14 protein-coding genes are annotated in these 24845 nt (G+C 69.3%); 12 read left to right on the top strand and 2 right to left on the bottom strand.

Annotated features, from left to right (window positions below; translation table 11 throughout):
• The first annotated feature begins 80 nt into the window (after positions 1-80).
• A complete protein-coding gene (locus DMC64_RS25870; protein WP_125735629.1) occupies positions 81-2561 on the top strand; it encodes a LuxR C-terminal-related transcriptional regulator in 2481 nt (826 codons plus the stop codon).
• 8 nt (positions 2562-2569) lie between these two features.
• Here DMC64_RS25870 and DMC64_RS25865 read toward each other — a convergent pair whose 3' ends face one another.
• Positions 2570-3733, bottom strand: coding sequence for an AI-2E family transporter (locus DMC64_RS25865; RefSeq protein ID WP_125735628.1), 1164 nt, complete (start codon positions 3731-3733; stop codon positions 2570-2572).
• Positions 3734-3940: 207 nt separating this feature from the next.
• Between DMC64_RS25865 and DMC64_RS25860 the strand changes: the two genes are divergently transcribed.
• Positions 3941-5293, top strand: a complete 1353-nt coding sequence (locus tag DMC64_RS25860) for a hypothetical protein (protein WP_125735627.1) — start codon at positions 3941-3943, stop codon at positions 5291-5293.
• 366 nt (positions 5294-5659) lie between these two features.
• Positions 5660-6124, top strand: coding sequence for a hypothetical protein (locus DMC64_RS25855; RefSeq protein WP_125735626.1), 465 nt, complete (start codon positions 5660-5662; stop codon positions 6122-6124).
• On the opposite strand, the gene DMC64_RS25850 is transcribed toward DMC64_RS25855, so the two are convergent.
• Positions 6045-6710 (bottom strand): TetR/AcrR family transcriptional regulator, encoded by a 666-nt coding sequence (locus DMC64_RS25850; protein ID WP_233629807.1) that lies wholly within the window; start codon positions 6708-6710, stop codon positions 6045-6047. The two genes, DMC64_RS25855 and DMC64_RS25850, sit on opposite strands and share 80 nt — an antisense overlap.
• Before the next feature lie 68 nt (positions 6711-6778).
• Between DMC64_RS25850 and DMC64_RS25845 the strand changes: the two genes are divergently transcribed.
• The 9 genes from DMC64_RS25845 to DMC64_RS43315 all read left to right on the top strand — a co-directional run bounded on the left by DMC64_RS25845 (position 6779) and on the right by DMC64_RS43315 (position 24666).
• The gene (locus tag DMC64_RS25845; protein ID WP_125735625.1) at positions 6779-7504 is read left to right on the top strand and encodes an alpha/beta fold hydrolase; all 726 of its coding nucleotides are present in this window, start codon (positions 6779-6781) and stop codon (positions 7502-7504) included.
• A 121-nt stretch (positions 7505-7625) separates the two neighbouring features.
• Positions 7626-8657: a VanH-AOV family D-lactate dehydrogenase gene (vanH, locus tag DMC64_RS25840; protein WP_081976009.1), complete on the top strand. Its 1032-nt coding sequence runs from the start codon at positions 7626-7628 to the stop codon at positions 8655-8657.
• Position 8658: 1 nt separating this feature from the next.
• Positions 8659-9705: a D-alanine--(R)-lactate ligase VanA-Ao2 gene (vanA-Ao2, locus tag DMC64_RS25835; RefSeq protein WP_037346376.1), complete on the top strand. Its 1047-nt coding sequence runs from the start codon at positions 8659-8661 to the stop codon at positions 9703-9705.
• Positions 9695-10303: a D-Ala-D-Ala dipeptidase VanX gene (gene vanX, locus DMC64_RS25830; RefSeq protein WP_125735624.1), complete on the top strand. Its 609-nt coding sequence runs from the start codon at positions 9695-9697 to the stop codon at positions 10301-10303. The genes vanA-Ao2 and vanX overlap by 11 nt, the downstream gene beginning before the upstream one ends.
• A 1138-nt stretch (positions 10304-11441) precedes the next feature.
• Positions 11442-12239: a helix-turn-helix domain-containing protein gene (locus tag DMC64_RS25825; RefSeq protein WP_037346381.1), complete on the top strand. Its 798-nt coding sequence runs from the start codon at positions 11442-11444 to the stop codon at positions 12237-12239.
• A gap of 137 nt (positions 12240-12376) precedes the next feature.
• Complete coding sequence (locus DMC64_RS25820; protein ID WP_125735623.1) at positions 12377-13207, top strand: prephenate dehydrogenase; 831 nt, start codon at positions 12377-12379, stop codon at positions 13205-13207.
• A 175-nt stretch (positions 13208-13382) separates the two neighbouring features.
• A complete protein-coding gene (locus DMC64_RS25815) occupies positions 13383-15335 on the top strand; it encodes an ABC transporter ATP-binding protein (RefSeq protein ID WP_125735622.1) in 1953 nt (650 codons plus the stop codon).
• Positions 15336-15337: 2 nt separating this feature from the next.
• Positions 15338-21517: a non-ribosomal peptide synthetase gene (locus tag DMC64_RS25810; protein ID WP_158634255.1), complete on the top strand. Its 6180-nt coding sequence runs from the start codon at positions 15338-15340 to the stop codon at positions 21515-21517.
• Positions 21514-24666 (top strand): non-ribosomal peptide synthetase, encoded by a 3153-nt coding sequence (locus DMC64_RS43315; RefSeq protein ID WP_125735621.1) that lies wholly within the window; start codon positions 21514-21516, stop codon positions 24664-24666. Before DMC64_RS25810 ends, DMC64_RS43315 begins: the two co-directional genes overlap by 4 nt.
• Positions 24667-24845: the final 179 nt, after the last annotated feature.

Here is a 24845-nt window from a genome sequence, read left to right as displayed (position 1 = left end):
GTCGCGATCCTTCGGACGATCGAGAGGTTGACTTGCCCGCTCGAACGACATCGCGGTCCTGGCGGATTCCTTCGGCCAAGGTGACGGTGCCACGCGTGCCGGGGATCTTCGTCCCGCGCGCCCGGCTCACGGCCCTGTTCGACCGTGCCGGAACCCGGCCGGTGACCGTGCTCCGGGCGCCCGCCGGTTCCGGCAAGACCACCGCATTGGCCTGCTGGGCCCGCGATCGGCGGGACGTGGCCTGGGTGTCGCTGGACGAAGACGACAACGACGAGCGCCGTCTGTGGTCGGCCGTCCTCCTCTCACTGCGCCGGAACCTCGGCCTCCCGGAGTTCCGGCTCGGGCCACCGTCACCCGGACGGCGCACCGAGTTCCTCGCCGATCTCGGTGACGTGTTCACCGGACTGCGTGAACCGGTGTGGCTCGTCCTGGACGACGTCCAGGAGATCTCCCGTCCGGAGCCGGTGGAAGCGCTCGCCGCGCTGGCCCGGCACCAGCCGCCGATGCTGCGGCTGGTGCTGGCCACCCGCGTCGAGCCGAAACTGCGGCTGGCCCGCCTGGCGGTCGAAGGCGCGCTTTCGCGGCTCGGCGCCGCCGAACTCCGCTTCAGCGTGGAGGAAACGGCGCACCTGCTTCGGTCCACCGGGGCCACGGTGGGCGAGGACCGGGTCCGCGAACTGACCGAGCGCACCGCGGGATGGGCCGCCGCGCTCGGCTGGGCCGCGGTCTCGGTGCGCGAGGCCGAGGACGCGGACGGGCTCGTCGCGGCCGTCGGGGGCGACGAGCTCGCCGTGGCCCGGTTCTTCGCCGACGAGGTGCTCTCGCGGTTGCCATCCGCGACGTCGGATCTGCTGCTGTGCGTCAGTGTCTGCGACAACGTGAGCGCGGCGCTCGCGGCGCGGCTGACCGGTTCGCCGGACGCCGGGGTGACGCTGGACGAGCTGGAGCGCGAGACCGGATTGGTCGTGCGCACGCCGGCCGACACCTACCGGCTTCCCGCGCCGCTGCGGGGTTTCCTGCAGGCGGAGCTGACGCGCCGGTCCCCGGCGCGGGCACGGCGGCTGCAGGGGATCGCCGCCCGCTGGTACGCCGGGGAAGGGCGGTTCGGGGAAGCGCTGACGCACGCCGTCGCGGGCCGGGACCGTCAGGGCGCCTTACGCCTGGCACGCGACCACGCGGTGCGCCAAGTGCTGGCAGGAGACGGGAAACTCGTCCGGGGCGCGCTCGCCTATCTGGGCGAGGGGGCGTTGAGCGCGAGTCCCCGGCTCCGGCTGGCGTCCGCGCTGGAACACGTCCAGCGCGGGGAGTTCACCGCCGCCGCCACCGACCTCGGTGACGACGGACTGCGACGGCTGGCCGCACCCCATCTCGCACTGGTGACCGGGAACGGGCCGCCCGAACGCACGGTGACGCGGTCGCCGGAGTCGGTCGCGTGGGACAAGGTCGACCTGGTCTGGCGGGCACTGCACCGGGGCGCCCGCCGGCACGCCGTCGCCCGTGCCGAAGCCGCGCTGCGCCTCGCCCACGGGGAACGGCTCGAACATCTCGTCCTGCACAGCAGACTCGCGCTCGCCGTCGCGACGGGATTGCTCGGTGACCACACGGCGATGCGGCGCGCGTGCATCGGAGCACTCGCCGTCGCCCGGCGGCACGGCTGGTGCCGCGCCCCGGGCGTCGCCGAATGCCATCTCATGCTCGCCTACGACGATCTGATGCGCTTCGAACCCGTGGCGGCCGCGGGTGAGTTGAGCAGGGCCCCGCGGGCGGAAGTGCCCGTCTCCGCGCCGGTTCTGGGGCCACTGCGGGGTTTCTTCGAAGGCATGGTCCGCTTCGACGGCGGCGACCGGGCGGCGGGATCGCAGGCCATGCGGGCGGCCCGGCGGCGGCTCGCGGATCTCGAACTGCCCCGCGAGATCACCGGGATGTGCACGGTCGTCGAACACCACGCGGCGCTCGTGGTGGGTGAGGGTCTGCACGCGGCCGAAGTGTTCGCCTGGGCACAGGAAAGCTTGTCCGGCACCGCCGAACTGGCCCTGCTGCAGATCCGGGCACATCTCGCCGTCGAGGAGACCGACCTCGCCGAAAAGGTCCTGCGTGCCACCGAATCCGCTCCCGCGTTGCTGCCGGCCACGCCGGTGGACACCCGCCTGGCCGAGACCGCGCTCGCGTTGCGTTCCCACCGGCGGACCCTGGCGCTGCAGGCGCTCGACCGCGCGCTCACCCTCGCGCGGCCGCAACGGCTGATCCGCCCGTTCGCGCTCGCCGAACCGCGCGTCAGGAACCTGCTGATCGACCATTCCGGCGGTTTCGGCTCACTGGACCGCTTCGCGCAGACGGTCCGCGGGCGTCTCGTGCCGAACACCCCGGCCAGCGAACTGACCGATCGCGAGCAGGTGGTGCTGCGGCGGCTGCCGTCCCAGCGTTCCCTCGACGAGATCGCGTCGGATCTGACGGTGTCGGTCAACACGGTGAAGACCCACGTCCGGTCGATCTACGGCAAGCTCGGGGTGAACAACCGCCGGTCGGCCGTGGTGGTCGCACGCCACCACGGCCTGACCTGAGCGGGCGGTCAGCCCTTCCGGCGATCCGGCGAGCACAGCAGCGCCTCGGCCCAGCGCGCCCGCGGATCGACGTCGATGAGCAGCGCCTTGGCCAGCAGCGTCGCCGGCACGGCGAGGACGGCGCCGAGCGGCCCGAGCAGCCAGGTCCAGAACACCAGCGCGAGTACGGTGACCAAAGTGGACAGACCGACCGACTCGGCGACGAACCGGGGCTGGATCAGCGACTGCACCACGAAGTTCAGCAGAACGTACACGGCGATGGTCACGAGCATGGCGCGCCAGCCGCCGTCGAGGAGCGCGATGAGCGCGGGCGGGGCCACCCCGATCACGAAACCCACGTTGGGCACGTAATTGGTGACGAAGGACAGCAGTCCCCACAGCACGGCCGCCGGGATGCCGAGCAGGGCGAGCGCGATCGTGTCGAGTATCGCCACCGCCCCGCCGAACACCGTCGTCACGACCAGGTATCGCCTGGTGCCGAAGGCGAACCGCCGCAACGCCGCGCCCACCCACGGCCGATCCCGCGAGATCCGGCCGAGCCGTTGCCCGGCCCACGCCGATTCGGTGCTCAGGAAGAGCATCAAGGCGAGCAGGAAGGCCAGGTTCGTGACCAGGCCGCCGACCCCGGCGAGCAGGGATCCGGCGAACCCGATCAGCTTGCCCGTGTCCATAGTGGACAAGATTTCGCGCAGTTGCGGTTCGCCGACCCCGAACCGGCCGAGGAACGCCGTCCCGTCACGGAGCAGTTCGTCGGCCTGCCCGGCGTAGCGGGGGAGCAGGGCGGAAAGCTGTGCGAGGGAGACCACGACCACCAGGAAGAGCGCGAGCAACGCGGCGTAGACGGTGACGACCAGGACGGCGACCGTGAGCCAGCGCGGGAAACCCTTGCCGCGCAACCAGGTCCGCACCGGGTCGAGGGTGATCACGATGACGAGGGCGAGGAACACGGGCCCGGCCAGCCAGGCGACGGCGTTCAGGCCGGCCAGCACGACGACCGCGGCGGCGGATCCCAGCAGCACCACCAGCGCGCGGGGAAACGGTGTGCCGGTCGCGGGAGGTGGCGCCGGAATCGGGGGCGGCCGTTTCGTGAGGTTCCGGGTTTTCTGTCGCCCGCTGGTTTTCCGGCGGCGGAACCGGTACGCGGGGAATGCGGCGAACGATATTCGCACCATCTGGCACCTTCCGGGAGGACGGATCGGCGTTCCACGGTGACAGGCCGCCGGTTTCCGAAGATCACCCGGCGCGGGCGAAAAGTGGCGCGCGGCCGCCCTTTCGGGCGCGCTCCGGTGCCTGCACGATCATCGGAATTTCCGGTATACGTGGAAGGGAGGGCGCCGCCGGGGAGGACGGCATGGCGCTTCAAGCAAGGGGGAATACCGATGTTCGACGCGCGTCTCGTCGCTGATCAAGTCAGCCCGTTCGCCAAACCGAAGATCAGAATCCTGTTCTACACCGATGTCGTCGGCTTCTCGGGTAACGGCGGCTTCTCCTTGGGAATCATCCGTGATCTCCTTTTGGGGAATCAGCCATTCTTCGCCGAGTTCGAGATCGATTTGATCAACCGGCACGCGGGCGGGCACGCCGCCAACAAACTCACTTCCGAAGTGCTCGGCCGCTACGAGCAGGTGTGGTTCTTCGGCATCCTGCAGTCCAACATGCCGGGGGAACCGGAAAACGAACTCGTCGACGCGGAGGTCGCCGCGCTGCGCTCGTGGATGGACGCCGGTGGTGGCGTGCTCATCTGCGGCGACCACTCGAATCCGCGTCCGCCGGGCGCGGACCCGTCGCTGCCCGACTACCTGAACCTGGGGCGGGCGCTGGGGCACCGGGTCCCGCGCGCGGGTGAGCTGCGGGTCTGGAACGACCGGCCGGACGCCAGTGTCGAGTTCAGCCACAACACCCACCAGCCGGATCCGTGGGGCAGTGACATCAACAACCCGATTCCGAACGATCTCGACCCGTACCCGCAGGAGCTGATCCTGCGGAAGCGGTTCGGCAGGCCGCACGCGCTGTTCCAGGGACGGCGGGGGCCGATCACGATCTTCCCCGACCACATGCACGAGGGGCAGCTGGTCATCCCGGCGCAATTCCCGGCGGATGTCTGGCCGTCCGGCCGTGCGGGGCAGCCGAAACCCGAAATCGTCGCGCAGGGCACCGACAAGCGCAACGGCCAGGTCTACGGCGTGTCCTGTGTGTACGACGGCGCGGCCGCCGGCGTCGGGCGAATCGTCGCCGACGCCACTTGGCACCACTATTTCGACATCAACCTGTGGGGTTTCGAAAAGGGCGGCGAAGTACTCGACCGCCTCACGGAGTACTACGTGAACCTCACGCTGTGGTTGGCGCCGAAGCCGGTCAAGCTGGAAGTGAATGCGCAGCTGCTGTACTGGCTTTCGCACAACATGAGCGTCCGCGCGGTGCTGCCGGAGGGGTTCCGGGTGCCGGGGAGCACCGCGGCGGGCCTGGTCCGCGAAGTCGGCGGGCAAAGCGTGCTCGACGACCTCGTCTGGCCGCTGGAGGGGGCGCCGGGGGTCCCCGAAGAACTGCTGCTCGGCGCCGTCGTCAAGGAATCCGTCGCGGCGCTGAGTGGAGGGGACGTCTCGACGTTCGACGCCGTGGACGTCGTCGAGCGGGGCCTGCGGGCCGGGGCCGAGGAGTACGCCGCCGAGCTGCGAGCAGCGCTCGACGACGTCGAAGGCCTGGGGGAACGGCTGGCGCAGGGCATTCGCTGAAGTACGTGAAGGCCCCCTTCCTGTACCTAGGCGCAAGGATGGGGGCCTTCATGTACCTGGGGATGCCTTCACGCGCGGCCGCTGTGACTGCTGGTGCTCATGGGGCTTGTGTGGCGTCTCGCAGGTCCGTGAAGGCCTCCTTGAGGGACCCAGAGTCCCTCAAGGAGGCCTTCACGGACTTATGCGTGTGTCCCCAATGTGGCATCGGAGACGCTCAGCGTCCCCAATGCCGCATTGGGGACATTCGCCCGCCAAAACGAGTCCCTCAAGGAGGCCTTCACGGACCCGGCCGGGTCACACGATCGAGGCATGAAGCCCGTCTCCCGGCGTTCCGCGGGTATCCCCCGCGAAACGGAGGAGGCAACGATGCCCGACAACGAACTTCCGGGTTTCCTGATCATCGGCCTGATCTTCGTCGTCGCGGACGGCCAGGTCCTGTACCGCGGCGCCCGCCGCTTCCTGACCGCGCCGGACGCTCGCGAGGGAAGCGGGTCGGTGGCCTGGATGGTGGTGACGGTCTTCCATCTGGCGGCGATCGGGATGCTCGCGCTGCTGGCGGTCGTGGCCCCGGACTGGTCCGGTTCGACGGCCGCGTTCGTCGGCAGGCTGGGCGTGTTCCTGCTGCTCATGGCGGTGGCCCACGTGCTCACCCTGTCGGTGCTCGCCCGGCGGCGCGAGGATGACGTGGCGGTCGGCACGCGGCGGCGGAAGCGCGCGGACGATGACGTCGAACCGGTGCGGGAGCCGACGGTCACCCCGGTGCCGGGGCAGGAGGGCGGGACCCCGCGGGTGAGCCCGGATCTCGGGGACCAGGGGCCGTATCGGGCCTGAGCCCGAGCGCCGAATGGAGCTGACGCGCCCACCAGCGCACTTGAGCGGACGAGTCGTCGGCCCCGGCACCGGTGAGCCCGGCGCTGCGCCGGAAATCGCTTCCGTACAGGGGCTCCGTGGCCATCGCCTGGTGCAGGGCGGCGACGGCGAGCCGCGTGTCGTCGAGTGAGCCGCCGGGGGGCCGGAGCCGGTGGAGGGCGTCGACGACCGGGTCGAGCATCCCGCTCCCCGGGTCGCGCCAGCCCGCCGCGTGCAGCGCCACCGCGAGCTCGCCGTAGCCGTCCCGGTACAGCGTGTGCAGGGCTTCGACGAATTCCAGCAGGTCGGCGTCATGGTCCAGCCAGCTGGTGAGCAGGTCCTGAAGCGCGTCCCGGAGACGGCGGCCGCCGTGCCGGAGGAGTTCGGCGAGCAGCTTCTCGCGGTTGCCGAAGTGGTGGGCGACGCCGGCGTCGGTCATGCCGACCCGCGCGGCCACGGCGCGCATCTGGACGGCGGCGACGCCGGACTCGCCGAGCAGGGCAGCGGCGGCGTCGAGGATCAGCCGCCGGGCTTCTTCGGGCGCCCGTCGTGCGCGGGAAGTCGTCACGAGCGGATCGTACCTTGATGGGCCAAGGTATCTGCGTTACCTTGACGGTCCAAGGTAAGGGGGATGCCATGCGTACCGAAATCAGCCTCGACCTGGGCGAGGTCACCCTGCGGGGCACGGTGACCGGCGCCGGTCCGACGGTCCTGTTGCTCCACGCGGGCGGCGAGCGCCGCGAGGTCTGGACGCCGGTCGCCGCCGTGCTGGCCCGGAACGGCTTCCGGTCGGTGGCCTTCGACCTGCGCGGACACGGCGACAGCTCCGGCCGGGCGACCACGCTCCGGGCCCTGGCCGACGACGTGGCCGGGATGATCGCGAGCCAGTCCGCGCCGGTCGTCCTGGTGGGCGCCTCGGTCGGCGGCCTGGCCGCCATCGCGGCGCTCGCGGATCCCGCCGTCGCGGCGCGCGCGTCGGGGCTCGTGCTCGTCGACGTCGTACCCGACCTGGAGCCGGGCAGGGCGCGTTCGTGGCTCGACTTCCATGGGCTCACCGGCCGCTACACCCGCCTGGTGGACGACGTCCTCGGCTCGGGTCCCGCCCTGCTCGCCACGGCCGGGGCCGTGGACCTGCCCATCCTGGTGGTGCACGGCGGCCAGGGATCGCCGCTGCGCGACGCCGATGTCGGCCGTCTGCGCGCGGCGGGCCGTCAGGTCACCGTCGTCCGCGTCCCGTCGGCGGGTCACCTGGTGGCCAGGGACGCCCCCGAACACCTCGCGGACCTCGTGTCCGGATGGCTTTGTGGCATCGGTCACGGGGCGGTTCCGGCGTCCGGGGGAGGTGGGCAAGATCTGCGGTAGAGCTGTGCGGCGCAGGTGAGCGACAACGACGTGCACTCGGCGCTACCAGTTGGTAACTTATTGTCGGGGCATCGAAAACCCCATAAGAAGCGGCAACAACGCGCTGCCTACAATGTCGGGCATGACCCACAGCGAACCAGCGCGATCAGCTGCCCCCCGCACCGGATCGCCGGCGTCCGCCTCCTCCTCGGCCGTCTTGGCGAGGGGAATCACGATTTATGGTTGCGGATCGGACGAGGCCGCCTTGTTCCGGGAGATGGCTCCTCGTTTCGGCGTGATTCCGACCATTGTGGACGAGCCGGTATCCGAGGCCAATATCGGGCTGGTCTCCGGAAATCGGTGCATCAGTATCGGTCACAAGACCAAGGTCACGAACTCCATTCTTCTCGAACTCGGCAAAGCGGGTGTCGAATACATCTCCACCCGGAGTATCGGCTTCAACCACATCGATGTGGAATACGCGGCGAGCGTCGGTATCACCGTGGGCAATGTCGCCTACTCGCCCGACAGCGTGGCCGATTTCACGCTGATGCTGATGCTGATGGCGGTGCGCGACGCCAAGTCCATCGTCCGCCGGACCGAGGTGCACGACTACCGGCTGAACGAGGTGCGCGGGAAAGAGCTGCGCGATCTGACCGTCGGCGTGGTCGGAACAGGGCGGATCGGGGTCGCGGTGCTGGACCGGCTGCGTGGTTTCGGCTGCCGGGTGCTGGCCTACGACACGCTGCTGACCGCGTCGGCCGATTACGTCCCGCTCGACGAATTGCTCCAGCAGAGCGACATCGTGACGCTCCATGTGCCGCTCAATACGGACACCTATCATCTTCTCGACCGGAAGAACATCGAGCGGATGAAGGACGGCGCGTACATCATCAACACCGGACGTGGCCCGCTCATCGAAACCGAAGCCCTCATTTCGGCGCTGGAAGACGGAAAACTGGGCGGAGCGGCATTGGACGTCGTCGAAGGAGAGGAAGGCATCTTCTACGCCGACTGCCGGAACAAGCCGCTCGAGAGCGAAACGTTGCTGCGGCTGGAAAAGCTGCCGAACGTGCTCATCAGTCCGCATACCGCTTATTACACGGACCACGCACTGAGTGACACTGTTGAAAACTCCATCATCAATTGTCTCCAATTCGAAAGCGGGAAGTAGTATGGGTAGGCTGAAAATCGGAATTCTGTTCGGCGGGCTTTCCGAAGAACATCCTATCTCCATCAAATCTGCGCGTGAGGTCCAGAAGAACCTCGACCTTGAGAAGTACGAGCCGTACTACATCGGGATCACCCGGAGCGGCTCCTGGATGCTGTGCGACGGCCCCGCCGAGGATTGGGAGAACGGGAACGTCCGGCCGGCCGTCGTGTCGCCGGACCGCGGGGTGCACGGTCTGCTCGTCCTGGACGAGGGCAAGTACGAGACGATCGCCCTCGACGTGGTGCTGCCGGTGCTGCACGGCAAGTTCGGTGAAGACGGCGCGATGCAGGGCCTGCTGGAGATCTCCGGCATCCCCTACGTCGGTTGCGACCTGCCGAGCTCGGTCATGTGCATCGACAAGTCCCTCACCTATTCCGTCGTCAACGGTGCCGGTATCGCGACGCCGACGTTCCACATCGTCACGCCGGACAAGGACGTCGATCCGGACGAGCTGAACTACCCGGTCTTCGTGAAGCCGGCCCGCTCCGGCTCGTCGTTCGGCGTCAGCAAGGTCTCCTCGAAGGAAGAGCTGCCCGCCGCGCTGGCGGAGGCGCGCCAGTACGACGCGAAGATCCTGATCGAAGAGGCCGTCATCGGCAGCGAGATCGGCTGCTCGATCCTGGGCGACGGCGAGGACCTGTTCGCGGGCGAGGTCGACCGGGTCGCGCTGACCCACGGCTTCTTCAAGATCCACCAGGAGGAGAGCCCCGAGACCGGTTCCGAGAACTCGACCTTCATCGTCCCCGCGGACATCCCGGACGAATCGCGCGACCTCGTGCAGCAGACGGCCAAGGTCATCTACCGCGCGCTGGGCTGCAGCGGGCTCGCGCGGGTGGACCTGTTCCTCAAGGAGGACGGCAGTGTCGTGCTCAACGAGGTCAACACCCTGCCCGGCCTGACCTCGTACAGCCGCTACCCGCGGATGATGAACGCCGCCGGCCTCTCGCTCGGCGACGTGATCGACCGCCTGGTGAAGCTGACGCTGGCGGGCGTGCCGAATGAGGGATGATTTCGTCTTCGTCGACGAGGTCGTCTCCGGAATCCGGTGGGACGCGAAGTACGCCACGTGGGACAACTTCACCGGCAAGCCGGTGGACGGCTACCTGGTGAACCGCGTCGTCGGCACGCGTGCGTTCTGCGCGGCGCTGGAAAAGGCGCGGGACAAGGCCGCGGAGCTCGGCTTCGGCCTGCTCCTTTGGGACGTGTACCGCCCGCAGCGCGCCGTGGACCGCTTCATGCGCTGGGCGGAAGAGCCCGAGGACGGCCGGAAGAAGGCCAGGCACTACCCGAACATCGAGCGGCCGCAGATGTTCGAACAGGGCTACGTGGCCACCAAGTCCGGGCACAGCCGGGGCAGCACGGTGGACCTGACGCTCTACCGCCTGGACACCGGTGAGCTCGCCGACATGGGCGGCGACCACGACCTGATGGACGTCGTCTCGCACCACGGTGCCGACGGTGTGCCGGAAGAGGCCGCGAAGAACCGCGCGCACCTCTGCGCGGTCATGGAGGGCTCGGGCTTCAGCTCGTACGAGTGCGAGTGGTGGCACTACACCCTGAAGGACGAGCCTTACCCGGACACCTATTTCGATTTCCCCATCGAGTAGACGGGCGCGCGTGAAGGCCCCCTTCCCCCGGCTCAGCCGAGGGAAGGGGGCCTTCACGTTTTACGGGTGTATCCCTCCAACCGGTCACGAACACCATTTCATCCCATGAATTGCCGGGGGTGCCACGACGTCGTGGATGGCCTGGGGCTGACCGCTTTACATCATGCCGGGCCTCACTTTGCTCCCGGCGTTCCACGCCGACCAGACCGTGGGAAGCGGGCTCGGCCGTTCGTGTGAACAAGTGTCGAAGAACGGAACGTGAACCGGCGGGGGCGGTGATCCTCCGAGTAGAAGGCAAGCCGCGCGAACGGCCTAATGGAGCCTGCGAACAGCCCAATCCGGAGTGCCCGGACAAGCGTGTACGCGGGTTCTTACTTATGTTCGTCAATCGAGTCAATACCGCATGCGGAGTTTCGGATATTGATCTTGGGGACGCCCTTCACTACGAAAATCACACTGTTCGTCAATTGCCGACATGGATTGTTCATGCCATGCTGCACATGTGCGCATCAGCTGGGGCTGACATGGTGTGCGCGCTTTACTGGGGACAGGGGGGACGCGTCGGGTGACTCGCGACCACGAGGCAGACCAAAGACTTCACTCGCCGAACCTCTGAACCGAAACCGTAAGATCGGACATGTCCGAGACCTCGCACGAAGCGGGCAGCGGTTCCGTCAGTGTTCGTCTCGCAGATCGCCGTCGGGGCGATGGGAGGATGCCGTTCAGCTTCGGTAGTTCGTCGGAATACGCGCCAAACGGTCAACTGGGAGACCGTTGTGGCGGGCCGCTCGCACGCGGTTCCGCCCGTGGCGCTTGAGGGATCCTCACCGTCGAGGACATCCCGTCCAACGGCCGAGGCCGGCATCGGACGGGTTCATGGTGTCCAACCGCCGAAGCCGGGCAGTTGGACGGTGGGGTTTTCGTGGCGTGTCCAAATAGTTGATGAATCAACAGATTCAATGGGGGCTAGGTGGATCCGACGAGAGTTGACTTGTCCGCTCTCCCTGTCGTCGAAATCGAGCTGTCGAGACTGTCTTCTGCCTGTTCGCCGCGGACTTCGGGCGAGGATCCAGAGCACGTCGAGACACTGTTGTCGGCGGAGTGGGAGCTTCCGCCCATTCTCGTTCACCGCCCGACGATGCAGGTGGTCGATGGCCTGCACCGGCTGAAGGCGGCACGAGTCAGGGGCGATACGAAAATTTCCGCGAGGTTCATCGACGGCGCCGAGTCCGACGCCTTCGTCCTCGCGGTGGAAGCGAACATCCGGCACGGGTTGCCGCTTTCGCTCGCGGATCGGAAACGGGCGGCCGTCCAGATCATCGGGACGCATCCGCAGTGGTCCGACCGGCGGGTGGCCTCGGCGACCGGCATTTCCGCCGGCACGGTGGCGGACCTGCGTAAACGCGGCGGCGAAGGCGGCAGCGGCGCCAGGATCGGGCGGGACGGGCGGATCCGTCCAGTGGACAGTTCGGAGCGGCGGAAGCTCGCCGCCGACCTGATCCGCAACGATCCCGGCCTGTCGCTCCGCCAGGTCGCCAAGCAGGTCGGCATCTCCCCGGAGACGGTGCGGGACGTGCGCGGCAGGCTGGAGCGTGGGGAGAGCCCGACCCCGGACGGGAGCAGGAGACTGCGGACCAAACCGGATCCGTTGAGCCTCACCGAAACCGACCTCGGTCATTCGCTGGACCGGGAACGGCTCACCGTGCTGGAGCGGCTCAAGGCCGACCCGGCGCTGCGGCTGAGCGAGGTCGGCCGGATCCTGTTGCGCATGCTCGCCATGCACTCCATGGACGGGCAGGAATGGGAACGGATCCTGCACGGTGTCCCGCCGCATCTCTACGGCGTGGTCGCCGGTTTCGCCAGGGATCACGCCCGGGTCTGGGCGGGGTTCGCGGATCATCTGGAGAACCGGGCGACCGATCTGGCGGCACGATGAGCGCCGACGGCATCGGGTAGGCACGGGCCGGGCGAAGGGGACTTTTCCGCTCCACGCGGTGAAAGTCCCCTTTTCTCGTGCGTGGTGCCCAGGCCCCGCCGCTCGACATCACCGGGTGGGCGGCCTAAGAAGTAGCTGTGACCATCGAGAAGGCGCTTGTCGTCGGCACCGGCCTGATCGGCACTTCGGCCGCGTTGTCCCTTGGGGAAAAGGGTGTGGCGGTTCATCTCTCCGACATCGACGCGCAAGCCGTCCGGGTGGCGCGGGAGCTCGGCGCCGGGCGCGAATGGACCGGCGAGGAAGTGGATCTGGCGGTGATCGCCGTCCCGCCGCAGCTCGTGGGGGAGCGGCTGGCCGAACTCCAGAAGCAGGGCGCGGCGCGGGCGTACACCGACGTGGCCAGCGTCAAGGTCGATCCGATCGCCGACGCGGAGCGCCTCGGCTGCGACATGACCTCTTACGTACCAGGGCATCCGCTCGCCGGCCGGGAGCGGTCCGGTCCGGCGGCCGCCCGGGTGGGATTGTTCGCCGGCCGCCCTTGGGCGCTGTGCCCCGGCCCCGGAACGGGAACTGAGGCACTGCGGCTGACCCGCGAACTGGTGGCGCTGTGCGGGGCCGAGGTCGTCACCGTCGGCGCCGCCGAGCACGACTCGGCGGTGGCGCTGGTGTCGCACGCCCCGCACGTGGCCGCCTCGGCGGTGGCGGCGAGCCTGGCCGCCGGCGACGACGTCGCCCTCAGCCTCGCCGGGCAGGGGTTACGGGACGTCACGCGGATCGCGGCCGGAAATCCTTTGCTGTGGCGGAGGATCCTCTCCGGCAACGCGGTTCCGGTGGCGGCGGTGCTCGACCGTATCGCGGCCGATCTCGCCGCGGCGGCCACCGCGCTGCGGGCCGGTGACCTGGACGATCTGACGGAACTGCTGCGCCGGGGCGTGGACGGCCACGGCCGGATCCCGGCCATCGGGTAGCGAGTGATTCAGCCACGTCCATGCGTGCTTGGAGCCGGAACTCGCGTGCTCGGGGGCGGAACACGCAAGTCCTTTGTGGACGAACAGACCGCGGTGTTCCCGGGGCGACTCGTGGACATCGACACGATTCAGCACGATTGAGCTCGCCGACTTCGTGCGTGAGAGGGATGCCCAAATGGAAGTAATGTTGCGCTTCGGGGCGTCGCCCAAGAGCGATGACGACCCCGATCCCTGGTCGAACCGGGTCCGCCCCGGGACGGTGCGCAGAGTCCTCGCGTACTTCCGTCCCCATGTCGGCAAGGTGGCGCTCTTCGTCCTCATCGCCGCGATGGAGGCGTTCGTCGTCATCGCGACCCCGTTGCTGATGAAGGAACTCATCGACGGCGGCATCCTCAAGAACGACTTCGGTGTCGTGATCCTGATGGCGGTCCTGACCGCCGGGCTGGCCGTCGCGGGCGCGTTGTTGTCGCTGATGTCGGCGTACGTCTCCGCGAAGATCGGGGAGGGCGTCACCTACGACCTCCGGGTGCAGGCGCTGGATCACGTCCGGCGCCTGCCGATCGCGTTCTTCACCCGCACTCAGACCGGGGTGCTGGTCGGCAGGCTGCACACCGAGCTCATCATGGCGCAGCAGGCGTTCGGTCATCTGCTGATGGCGGCCACCAGCGTGGTCACCGTCCTGCTGGTGCTGGCCGAACTGTTCTACCTGTCCTGGCTCGTCGCTCTCGTCACCCTGGTGCTGGTGCCGCTGTTCGTCGTGCCCTGGATCTGGGTGGGCCGGATCATCCAGCGGCGCACGGGCACGTTGATGGAGACGAACGCCGGCCTCGGCGGCCTGCTGCACGAGCGGTTCAACGTCCAGGGCGCGATGCTCTCCAAGCTCTTCGGCCGCCCGGACGAGGAGATGGCCGACTACCGCACGCGCGCCGGGAAGATCCGCAAGATCGGCGTGAGCATCTCCATCTGGGCCCGGATGTCCTTCGCCATGATGGCGCTGATGGCCTCGGTCGCCACGGCGGTCGTCTACGGCGTCGGCGGCGGGCTCGTGATCGACGGTGCGTTCCAGCTCGGGACGCTCATCGCCATCGCCACCCTGCTCGGGCGCCTGTTCGGGCCGATCACGCAGCTGTCGGGGATGCAGGAGACCGCGCAGACCGTCGTGGTGAGCTTCTCCCGGATCTTCGAGCTGCTCGATCTGAAGCCGCTGATCCAGGAACGCCCGGACGCGAAGGAGCTCGAAAAGGACGTCGCGCCGGGTATCGAGTTCGACGACGTGGCGTTCCGCTATCCCACCGCGGACGAGGTTTCGCTGGCGTCGCTCGAGCACCTGCGGACCAAACGGGAACACGGCGACGTCACGGCGGACGTCCTGCGCGGCATCAGCTTCGAGGCCCCTGCCGGAACCCTCACGGCACTCGTCGGCCCGTCCGGCGCCGGCAAGAGCACCATCACGCATCTGGTGTCGCGGCTGTACGACCCGAATTCGGGAGCGGTCCGTTTCGACGGCCACGATCTGCGCGACCTCACCTTCGACTCGATCCGCGGGACGGTCGGGGTGGTCAGCCAGGACGCCTACCTCTTCCACGACACGATCCGGGAGAACCTGCTCTACGCCCGCCCGACGGCCACCGAGGACGAGCTGATCGAAGCCTGCAAGGGGGCGCAGATCTGGGAGCTGATCCAGTCCCTGCCCCGCGGGTTCGACACCGTCACCGGCGATCGCGGCTACCGCATGTCCGGCGGGGAGAAGCAGCGGCTCGCCATCGCGCGGCTGTTGCTGAAGGCGCCCACGGTCGTCGTGCTCGACGAGGCGACCGCGCATCTGGACTCCGAGTCGGAGGCCGCCGTCCAACGGGCGCTCAAGACCGCGCTGCGCAGCCGGACGTCGCTGGTGATCGCGCACCGGTTGTCCACGATCCGCGAGGCCGACCAGATCCTCGTGATCGACGGCGGAACGGTCCGTGAACGCGGCACGCACGACGAGTTGCTGGCGCGGGGCGGGCTGTACTCGGAGCTCTATCACACGCAGTTCGCCAGGCCGGAGAACAACGCGGCCAAACCGGAGCCCGAGGAAGACGAGTTCGACGAAGAGCCTGAACCGCTGGACACCGTGGTCTACGGAGGATGACGATGAGTTCCGCAGCGCAGGCCGCGTCGACCGTGCCGGCCCTCTTCGCCCGGCAGGTGGACCGGGCACCGGACGCGGTGGCCGTGGCCGACGGGGACCGGATCCTCACCTACCGGGAGCTCGACGAGCTCGCGGGCAGGCTGGCCGGGCGGCTGATCGCCCGCGGCGCCCGCCGGGTCGCGGTCATGCTGGACCGCTCGGCGGAGCTACTGGTGGCGTTGCTCGCCGTCTGGAAGGCGGGCGCGGCCTACGTGCCGGTGGACGCCTCGTACCCCGCGCCGCGGGTGGCGTTCATGGTCGAGGATTCGGGCGCGTCCCTGATGCTGTGCTCCGCCGCGACCCGCGACGGCGTCCCGGCGGGGATCGAGTCCATGCTCGTCACGGACGACGCGGGCGAGGCCGCGGCCGTCCCGGCGAGCCCGGAAGACCTGGCGTACGTGATGTACACGTCCGGGTCGACGGGCAAGCCGAAGGGCGTGGCGGTCCCGCACTCCAGCGTCGCGGAACTGGTGGGGGATCCGGGCTGGGCGATGGAACCCGACGACGCGGTCCTCATGCACGCGCCGCACTCCTTCGACGCGTCCCTGTGCGAGATCTGGGTCCCGCTGGTGTCGGGTGCCAGGGTCGTGATCGCCGAGCCGGGGCCGGTGGACGCCCGGCGCCTGCGGGAGGCGGTCGCACGCGGGGTGACGCGGGCGCATCTCACCGCGGGCAGTTTCCGTGCGGTGGCGGAGGAAGCGCCGGAATCGTTCGCGGGGCTGCGCGAGATCCTGACCGGTGGGGACCTGGTGCCCGCGCACGCGGTGGACCGCGTCCGGCAGGCCGCGCCGGGCGCGCGGATCCGGCATCTGTACGGGCCGACCGAGACGACGCTGTGCGCCACCTGGTACGTGCTCGAACCGGAGGACGAGCCGGTTTCGGTCCTGCCGATCGGCCATCCGCTTTCCGGTCGCCAGGCCTGGGTGCTGGACGATGCGCTGCGGCCGGTGGCGCCGGACGTGGTCGGCGAGCTGTACCTGTCCGGCGCCGGTCTCGCCGACGGTTACCTCGCCCGGCCAGGGCTGACGGCCGAGCGGTTCGTGGCGGATCCGTTCGCGCCGGGCGAAAGGATGTACCGGACCGGCGACCTCGCGAAGTGGACACCGGACGGCGAGCTGCTCTTCGCGGGCCGCGTGGACGACCAGGTGAAGATCCGCGGGTTCCGCGTCGAACCCGGCGAGGTCGAGGCCGCGATGACCGCCCAGCCGGACGTCCACGAGGCCGTCGTGGTGCCGATCGACGGACGGCTGATCGGGTACGTCGTGGCGGACGTCGATCCCGCCCTCGTCCGCGAGCGGCTCGGCGCGGTACTGCCGGACCACCTGGTCCCCGCCGTGGTGATGACGGTGGACGCGTTGCCGCTCACCGGCAACGGCAAGGTCGACCGGGCGGCGTTGCCCGCCCCCGACTTCACGGCGAAGGCGGGCGGACGCGAACCCGTCACCGAGACCGAGCGTGTCCTTTGTGGACTGTTCGCCGAAGTGACCGGTTCGGCCGGTGCGGGCGTCGACGACGGCTTCTTCGCGCTGGGCGGGGATTCGATCCTCGCGGTGCGCGTGGCGGCCCGTGCCGCGAAGGCCGGCCTACTGGTGACGCCTTCGCAGATCTTCCGGGAGCAGACCCCAGCTCGGCTGGCCGCCGTGGCGGGTGCCGTGGCGGCCGATCAGCAGGTCACCGGTCCGCTGATCGAGCTGACCGCGGAAGACGAGGCGGAACTCGCGGCCGCGGTCCCGGACGCCGTGGAGGTCTGGCCGCTGGCGCCGCTCCAGGCGGGCCTGCTCTTCCAGACGACCCTCGACGACCAGGGTCCCGACATCTATCAGACCCAGTGGATCGTGGAGCTGACCGGCGAGCTGGACGTCGCCAGGCTGCGTTCGGTGTGGGAGGCGGTCTTCGCCCGGCACCCCGAGCTCCGGCTGACCTTCCACCGGCTCGCCTCGGGCAAGGCGGTGCAGGCCGTCGCCGGCCACGTCGACCTGCCGTGGCGCGAGGTCGATCTCTCCGGCACGGACGTCGAGGAGGCCGTCAAGGCGCTGTCCGCGGCGGAGCAGCGGGACCGGTTCGATCTCACCAAGGCGCCGCTGTTCCGGCTCGTCCTGATCAAGGTCGGTGAAGACCGGCATCGGCTGCTCGTGGTCAATCACCACATCCTGACCGACGGCTGGTCGGTGGCGGTGATCCTCAACGAGGTGTCGGCGGCTTACACCGCCGGGGGTTTCCCGGAGCGGACGGCCGCCTCGTACCGCGACTATCTGGCGTGGTTGGACAGGCAGGACAAGGAAGCGGCGCGCACGGCGTGGCGGGCGGAGCTGTCCGACATCGACGTGCCCGCGTTGGTCGCCAAATCGGACGCGGCGACGGACTACGACTACCGCGTCACCCATCTCGCGCCGGAGCTCTATACGCGGCTCACCGATTTCGCCCGCGACCACGGCCTGACGCTGGCGACGGTGGTGCAGGGCGCGTGGGCGCTGGTGCTGGCGCGGCTCGCGCGGCGGACCGACGTGGTGTTCGGCACCACGGTCGCCTGCCGTCCCGCCGAACTTCCCGGTGTGGAAGCGATGCCGGGACTGATGATGAACACGATCCCGGTGCGGGTCTCACTGGACGGCACACAGTCCATAGTGGACATGCTCACCGGCCTGCAGCGGCGTCAGGTCGCCCTGATGCCGCATCAGCACCTGGGATTGACGGAGATCCAGAAGACGGCCGGACCCGGCGCGATGTTCGACACGCTGCTGGTGTTCGAGAACTATCCGCGGGATTTCGCCGACCAGTTCTCGTATCTGGGCACGGTCGAAGGGACGCACTACCCGGTGACCGTCGGGGTGATCCCGGGCGACGGGTTCCGGATCCAGCTCGCCTACTGGCGCGGGCAGATCGACCGGGCCGTCGCCGATTCCCTGCTCGACTGGTTCGTCGGCGCGCTCGGCGCCGTCGTCGAGGATCCGGCCGCCCTCGTCGGGCGGACCGGAATGGGCGAGATCCCGTTGCCCGGCTGGGAACCCGCGTTGCTGGACGGCGTGCCGCTGCCGGAGCTGATCGGGCGGATGGCGGCCGAGCGGCCGGACGCGGTGGCGGTCACGGACGGCGAAGGCGACCTGACCTACGCGGAACTGTGGGACCGCGCGACGCGGTTCGCCGCCGTCCTGCGGGCGGGCGGGGTCGACCGCGAACGCCGGGTCGGGCTCGTGGCCGGACGGTCCGCGTGGTGGCTCATCGGGATGCTCGGGGTTTCGCTGGCGGGCGGTGTCTTCGTCCCGGTGGATCCCGCGTATCCGGCCGAGCGGGTGAAGCTGATCTTCGGCAGCGCCGATCCGATGCTGGTGGTGTGTCAAGGAAAGACCCGCGACGCGGTGCCGGAGGAGTTCGCCGACCGGATCGTCGTGCTCGACGAACTCGACCTGGCGGCGGCCCCGGAGGCGGCCCTGCCGAAGGTGGGGATGCGCGACGCGGCGTACGTGATCTACACGTCGGGTTCGACGGGGGTGCCGAAGGGCGTCATCGTCACGTACTCGGGCCTGGGCAACCTGGCGATGGCGCATATCGAACGGCTCGCCGTGACGCCGTCGTCCCGTGTGCTGCAGTTCGCGGCGCTCGGCTTCGACACCATCGTGTCCGAGGTGATGATGGCGTTGCTTTCCGGGGCGACGCTGGTGATGCCGCCGGACGAGGATCTGCCGCCGCAGGCGTCGTTGAGCGACACATTGGAGCGCTGGGACGTCACGCATGTGAAGGCGCCGCCGTCCGTGCTGGCCACGGTGGACGTCTTCCCGGCCGGGGTGAAGACGGTGACCGCGGCGGGCGAGCTCTGCCCGCCGGGACTGGTGGACCGGCTTTCCGCCGACCGCCGGATGCTGAACGCCTACGGGCCGACCGAGACCACGATCTGCGCGACGGTGAGCATGCCGCTGGCGCCGCACGGCGAGATCATCCCGTTCGGCGGGCCGATCGCCGGTGTCCGCGGCTATCTGCTGGACGCGTTCCTGCGCCCGTTGCCGCGGGGTGTCGTCGGTGAGCTGTACCTGGCCGGAATCGGGGTGGCGCGGGGATATCTGGGCCGCGCGGCGCTGACGTCCGAGCGGTTCGTCGCCGATCCGTTCGTCCCCGGCGAGCGCATGTACCGGACGGGCGACCTCGCCTATTGGACGGACGAGGACGAGCTGGTGTCCGCCGGCCGGGCCGACGACCAGGTGAAGATCCGCGGGTTCCGCGTCGAGCCGCGCGAGATCGAGTTCGCGCTGTCCAACAACCCGCGCGTCACCCAAGCGACGGTGACCGTAAGCGAGGGCCGGTTGGTGGCCTACGTGTCGCCGGGCGACGTCGACCCGGAGGCGCTGCGGACCGAGCTCGCCGAGCGGATGCCGGCGTACATGGTGCCCGCGGCCGTGATGGCGCTGGACGTCCTGCCGCTGACACCGCACGGGAAGATCGACCGGAAGGCGTTGCCCGAACCGGATTTCTCGTCGAAGACGGTCGGCAGGGAACCGGCGAACGAGGCCGAGCGGATCCTGTGCGAGGTCTTCGCCGAGGTGCTCGGGCTGGCGCGGGTCGGCGTCGAGGACAGTTTCTTCGAACTGGGCGGGGATTCGATCTCGTCCATGCAGGTCGCGTCCCGCGCGCGTCGTGACGGTATCTCGCTCACGCCGAAGCAGGTGTTCGAGCACCGGACTCCCGAACGGCTCGCGCAACTGGTGACGCTGGTTCCCCAGCAGGAGTCGGCCGTGGCGGCCGATGGTGTCGGCGAAGTCGCGATGACGCCGGTGATGCGGCTGTTCGGGGACGGTGTCGCGGCGCCGGGGTTCGCGCAGTGGATCGTCCTGGGCGCTCCCGCGGATCTGACGGACGAGACGTTGACCGCGGGCCTGACGGCGGTGCTGGACACGCACGACATGCTGCGGGCACGGATCGTCGACGGACGGCTGGTGGTCGGCGAACGCGGTGTGGCCGGGACTTTCACGCGGGTGAAGGTCGAAGGCGAGCCGGACGAGACCGCCGCGGCCCGGGAGGCCGTCGGACGCCTGGATCCCGCCGCGGGTGTCGTCGTCCAAACCGTGTGGTTGGACGCCGGACCGGAACGGGTCGGCCGGATCATCGTGGTGGCGCATCACCTCGTGGTCGACGGGGTTTCGTGGCGGGTCCTGGCGGCGGATCTGCAGGCCGCGTGCGAGGCCGTCGCCGCCGGGCGGAAACCGGAACTGGAGCCGGTGGGCGTGTCCTTCCGGCGATGGGCGGGGCTGCTGGAGGAATGGGCCGTCTCCGCCGAGCGGGTCGCGGAACTTCCCGCGTGGCAGGCGATTCTCGGAACCGGGAATCAGCAGGCCGCGGTGGGCGAGGTGCGCTCGCGGTCGTGGGTGGTGCCTTCGGCGGAGACGTCGGTGCTGGTCGGGCGGGCCCCGGTGGTGTTCCACTGCGGGGTTCACGAGGTCCTGCTGGCCGGGCTCGCGGGAGCGGTGGCGAGGTGGGGCGAGACGGATTCGGTGCTGGTGGACGTCGAGGGCCACGGTCGTCATCCCGTCGAGGGAATGGATCTGTCCAGGACGGTGGGCTGGTTCACCAGCACACATCCGGTGCGCCTCGACGTCTCCGGGATCGACCTGGCCGGGGTTCTCGCCGGGGACGCGGCGGCGGGAACGTTGCTGAAAGTCGTCAAGGAACAGTCGCGCGCCGTGCCCGGCGACGGGCTCGGATACGGCTTGCTGCGCTACCTCAACGCCGAGACCGCGCTCTCGCTGGCGGAGCTGCCGTCGGCGCGGATCGGGTTCAACTACCTCGGGCGGTTCGCCGCCGGTGACGGTGGCGACGTGCGGGCTTGGCAGCAGACGGGCGAGATCGGCGGCTCCATCGACGCGGACATGCGGCTGCCGCACGGGTTGGACGTCAACGCGATCGTCCAGGACCTGCCGGACGGGCCCGAACTGATCCTCCTGCTCGAATGGTCGGACGGCGTGTTCGACGAGGCCGGGATCGAACGACTCGTCCGGGAACTGCTGGCCGTGTTGTCCGGGCTGGCCGCCCAAGCGGAAGACCCCGCCGCGGGCGGGCACACCGCATCCGATTTCGGTCTCCTCGAATTGGACCAGGACGAGATCGAGAGCTTCGAAGCATTGGCAGCGGAACTCAGCGAAGGCCGGGCATCGTGAACACTTCGACGAACACTGGATCGGCACTGGCCGAAGTCTGGCCCCTCTCCCCGATGCAGGCGGGCATGCTCTACCACGCCTCGTTGGACGACGAGGCGCCCGACATCCATCTCATCCAGCAGTCGCAGATCATCGACGGACCCCTGGACACGGAACGGTTCCGGAAGTCCTGGGAGCTCGTCCTCGCCAGGCATGCAGCGCTGCGGGCGAGTTTCCAGCGGAGGAAGAACGGCGAGACGATCCAGCTCATCCCCCGGGAGGTTAAACTCCCTTGGGCCGAACGGGATCTGTCCGATCTGTCCGAAGAGGACGCGCTGGCCGAGGCGACCGTGATCGCGGAGAAGGAACGCTCCACGCGGTTCGACCTCACGCGGCCGCCGTTGCTGCGGTTGATGCTGATCCGGCTCGGCCCGGACAAGCACTGTCTGGTGACCACGAGCCATCATCTGCTCATCGACGGCTGGTCGCGGGCGATCATGGAGGCGGATCTCCTCGAGATCTACGCGACGGGTGGTGTCGCGCGTGCCCCTGGTTCCTACGGGAATTACCTGGCCTGGCTGGGAAAGCAGGACAAGGAGGCCGCCAAGGCGGCTTGGCGCGCGGAGCTGGACGGCGCCGACGGCTCGGCGCTCGGGCTGCCGGAAAACCCCGGGAAGGCGCACGGGCTGCCGTCGAGCGAAGTGGTCCGTCATTCGCCGGAGTTCACCACCGCGCTGGCCGACTTCGCTCGTGGCAACGGTCTGACGTTCAACACGCTCGTCCAGGGCGCGTGGTCCCTGGTGCTGGCGAGGCTTTCCCGCCGTCAGGACGTGGTGTTCGGCGCGGTGGTCTCCGGACGGCCCGCGGAACTGCCCGGTGCGGAGCAGACCGTGGGGCTGTTCATCAACACCGTGCCGGTGCGGGTGCGGTTGGACGCGGCTCAGCCGGTCTTGCGGATGCTCACGGAGCTGCAGGGGCGGCAGTCGGAGATGATGGCTCACCACCATCTCGGCCTGCCGGAGATCCAGAAGCTGGGCGAGGCGGGTTTCGACACGATCGTCGTGTTCGAGAACTACGCCGACCCGGCGAGCGACTCGCCGTCCGCGCTCAGCCTGACCTTGCGGGACTTCAACCAGGCGACGCCGTACGCGATCACGCTGGGTGTCATGCCGGGCGAAAGCCTCGAAATCGAACTGCAGTATCACGCGGACGTCGTCGGGGACTCCGTCGCCAAGGCGGCGCTGGACGGGCTCACCCTGGTGCTGGAGCAGATCATCGCGGAGCCGGGAACGCCGGTCGGCAGGCTGGACGTGCTGGACGCCGCCGGGCGTGCGCTGGTCGTCGAGCGCTGGAACGAGACGGACGACATCGTCGGCGCGGCGTCGGCGGTGGAGATGTTCGGCCGTCAGGTGGACCGGACCCCGCACGCGACGGCGATCGTGGCCGCGGAGCGGGAATGGTCGTTCGCGGAACTCGACGAATGGTCCGGGAAACTCGCCACGGTGCTGACCGCCCGGGGCGTGCGGCGCGGCGACCGTGTCGGCGTGGTGGTCGAAAGGTCGGCGGAGCTGCTGGCTGCCTGGCTCGCGGTCTGGAAGGCCGGGGCGGTGTACGTGCCGATCGATCCGGACTATCCGGCCGAGCGGGTCGCGTTCATGCTGGAGGATTCCTCGGCGGCCGCGGTGGTCTGCCGGGCCGGGACCGCGACGCCGTCCGGATATCAGCGGATCCTCGTGGACGATCGCGTTTCCGATGAGGCTTCGGTGGTGCCGGTCGGCGCGAACGATCTGGCGTACGTGATGTACACGTCCGGGTCGACCGGGACGCCGAAGGGCGTGGCCGTCTCGCACGGCGGCGTCGCGGCGCTGCTGGGGTACAAGGTGTGGGACCTGCACCCCGGCGACGCGGTGCTGATGCACGCGCCGCACACGTTCGACCCGGCGTTGTACGAGGTCCTGGTGCCGCTCGTGGCGGGGGCGCGGGTGATCCTCGCCGGCCCTGGCGTGATCGACGCGGACCGGCTCGCCGCCCACGCGGCGGAAGGCCTCACCTCGGTGAACTTCACTGCCGGCCAGTTCCGCGCGTTGGTGCAAGAGAAGCCGGACTGCTTCGCGGGACTGAGGTACTTCCAGACCGGCGGGGACGTGGTGCCGCTCGGTGCCGTGGAGCGGGTGCGGCAGGCGTGCCCGGACCTGCGGGTGCTCCATACCTACGGTCCGACGGAAACGACGTTCTGCGCGTCGTGGAAGGTGATCGAGCCCGGTGACGAGCTCGGCACGACGCTGCCGATCGGCAAACCGCATCCGGGACGGCGGCTGTACGTGCTGGACGTCTTCCTGCGGCCGCTGCCGCCGGGCGTCGCGGGCGACCTGTACATCGCGGGCGCCGGGGTGGCGCACGGCTATCTCGGCCGGACCGCGCTGACGGCCGAACGGTTCGTCGCCGACCCGTTCGCGGCCGGCGAGCGCATGTACCGGACCGGGGACCTGGCCTACTGGAACGACGAAGGCGAGCTGGTCTTCGCCGGACGGGCGGACACGCAGGTCAAGATCCGTGGCTATCGTGTGGAACCGGGCGAGGTCGAGGCGGTACTGGCGGACCAGCCGGGTGTCGACCAGGCGGTGGTGGCGGTCCGCGATGGACGGCTGATCGGGTACGTCGTGACCGGCGCCGGGGTGGATCCGGTGCGGCTGCGGGAGCGGATCGCCGGGCTGCTGCCGGAGTACATGGTGCCGTCGGTGGTGATGGCGCTGGCCGCGCTGCCGGTGAACGCGAACGGCAAGGTCGACCGGAAGGCGTTGCCGGAACCCGATTTCAGCGGGCACATCGCCGGCCGGGAACCGGTCACGGAGATCGAACGGCTGCTGTGCGAGCTGTTCGCCGAGATGCTCGGGCTGGCGCGGGTCGGCGCGGACGACAGTTTCTTCGAGCTGGGCGGCGATTCGATCGTCTCGATGCAGCTGGCGGCGCGGGCGCGGCGCGAGGGGATGACCTTCGGCGCGCGGGAGGTGTTCGAGTACCGGACCCCGGCGGGGCTCGCGTCGTTCGTCGAACTGGGGGAGGAACCGGACGAGGTCCCCGCGGCGCGGAAACCCGCCGCCGACTTCGAACTGGTCGACATGGGCAAGGACGAGATCGAGGAACTGGAGTCGGAGTTCGACACCGTGTGAGGCTTGCTTTTCGCCCGGTGAGGGCCAACGGTATCTGGCCGAAGGGGACTTTCGCCGCATGGGATGCGGCGAAAGTCCCCTTCGGCACATCCGGCACCGGTGGGCGACACGGTTTTGGCCACGTGAAGCGTTGTGAAAGCCACTTTCCCAACCTTCAAGGTTGCGAAAGTGGCTTTCGC

It is taken from the genome of Amycolatopsis sp. WAC 04197, assembly GCF_003947475.1.
In the GTDB taxonomy this organism is placed as follows: Bacteria; Actinomycetota; Actinomycetes; order Mycobacteriales; family Pseudonocardiaceae; genus Amycolatopsis; species Amycolatopsis japonica.
Note: the sequence above shows the minus strand (reverse complement) of the source record. Positions and strands in the feature narration are given on the sequence as shown.

Excerpts from the sequence above, each read along its gene's own strand:
- DMC64_RS25860 (WP_125735627.1), top strand. The coding sequence starts at position 3,941 with ATGTTCGACGCGCGTCTCGTCGCTGATCAAGTCAGCCCGTTCGCCAAA.
- vanH (WP_081976009.1), top strand. The coding sequence starts at position 7,626 with ATGACCCACAGCGAACCAGCGCGATCAGCTGCCCCCCGCACCGGATCG.
- vanX (WP_125735624.1), top strand. The coding sequence starts at position 9,695 with ATGAGGGATGATTTCGTCTTCGTCGACGAGGTCGTCTCCGGAATCCGG.
- DMC64_RS25845 (WP_125735625.1), top strand. The coding sequence starts at position 6,779 with ATGCGTACCGAAATCAGCCTCGACCTGGGCGAGGTCACCCTGCGGGGC.
- DMC64_RS25810 (WP_158634255.1), top strand. The coding sequence starts at position 15,338 with ATGAGTTCCGCAGCGCAGGCCGCGTCGACCGTGCCGGCCCTCTTCGCC.
- DMC64_RS25855 (WP_125735626.1), top strand. The coding sequence starts at position 5,660 with ATGCCCGACAACGAACTTCCGGGTTTCCTGATCATCGGCCTGATCTTC.
- vanA-Ao2 (WP_037346376.1), top strand. The coding sequence starts at position 8,659 with ATGGGTAGGCTGAAAATCGGAATTCTGTTCGGCGGGCTTTCCGAAGAA.
- DMC64_RS25865 (WP_125735628.1), bottom strand. The coding sequence starts at position 3,733 with ATGGTGCGAATATCGTTCGCCGCATTCCCCGCGTACCGGTTCCGCCGC.
- DMC64_RS25815 (WP_125735622.1), top strand. The coding sequence starts at position 13,383 with ATGGAAGTAATGTTGCGCTTCGGGGCGTCGCCCAAGAGCGATGACGAC.
- DMC64_RS25825 (WP_037346381.1), top strand. The coding sequence starts at position 11,442 with ATGCAGGTGGTCGATGGCCTGCACCGGCTGAAGGCGGCACGAGTCAGG.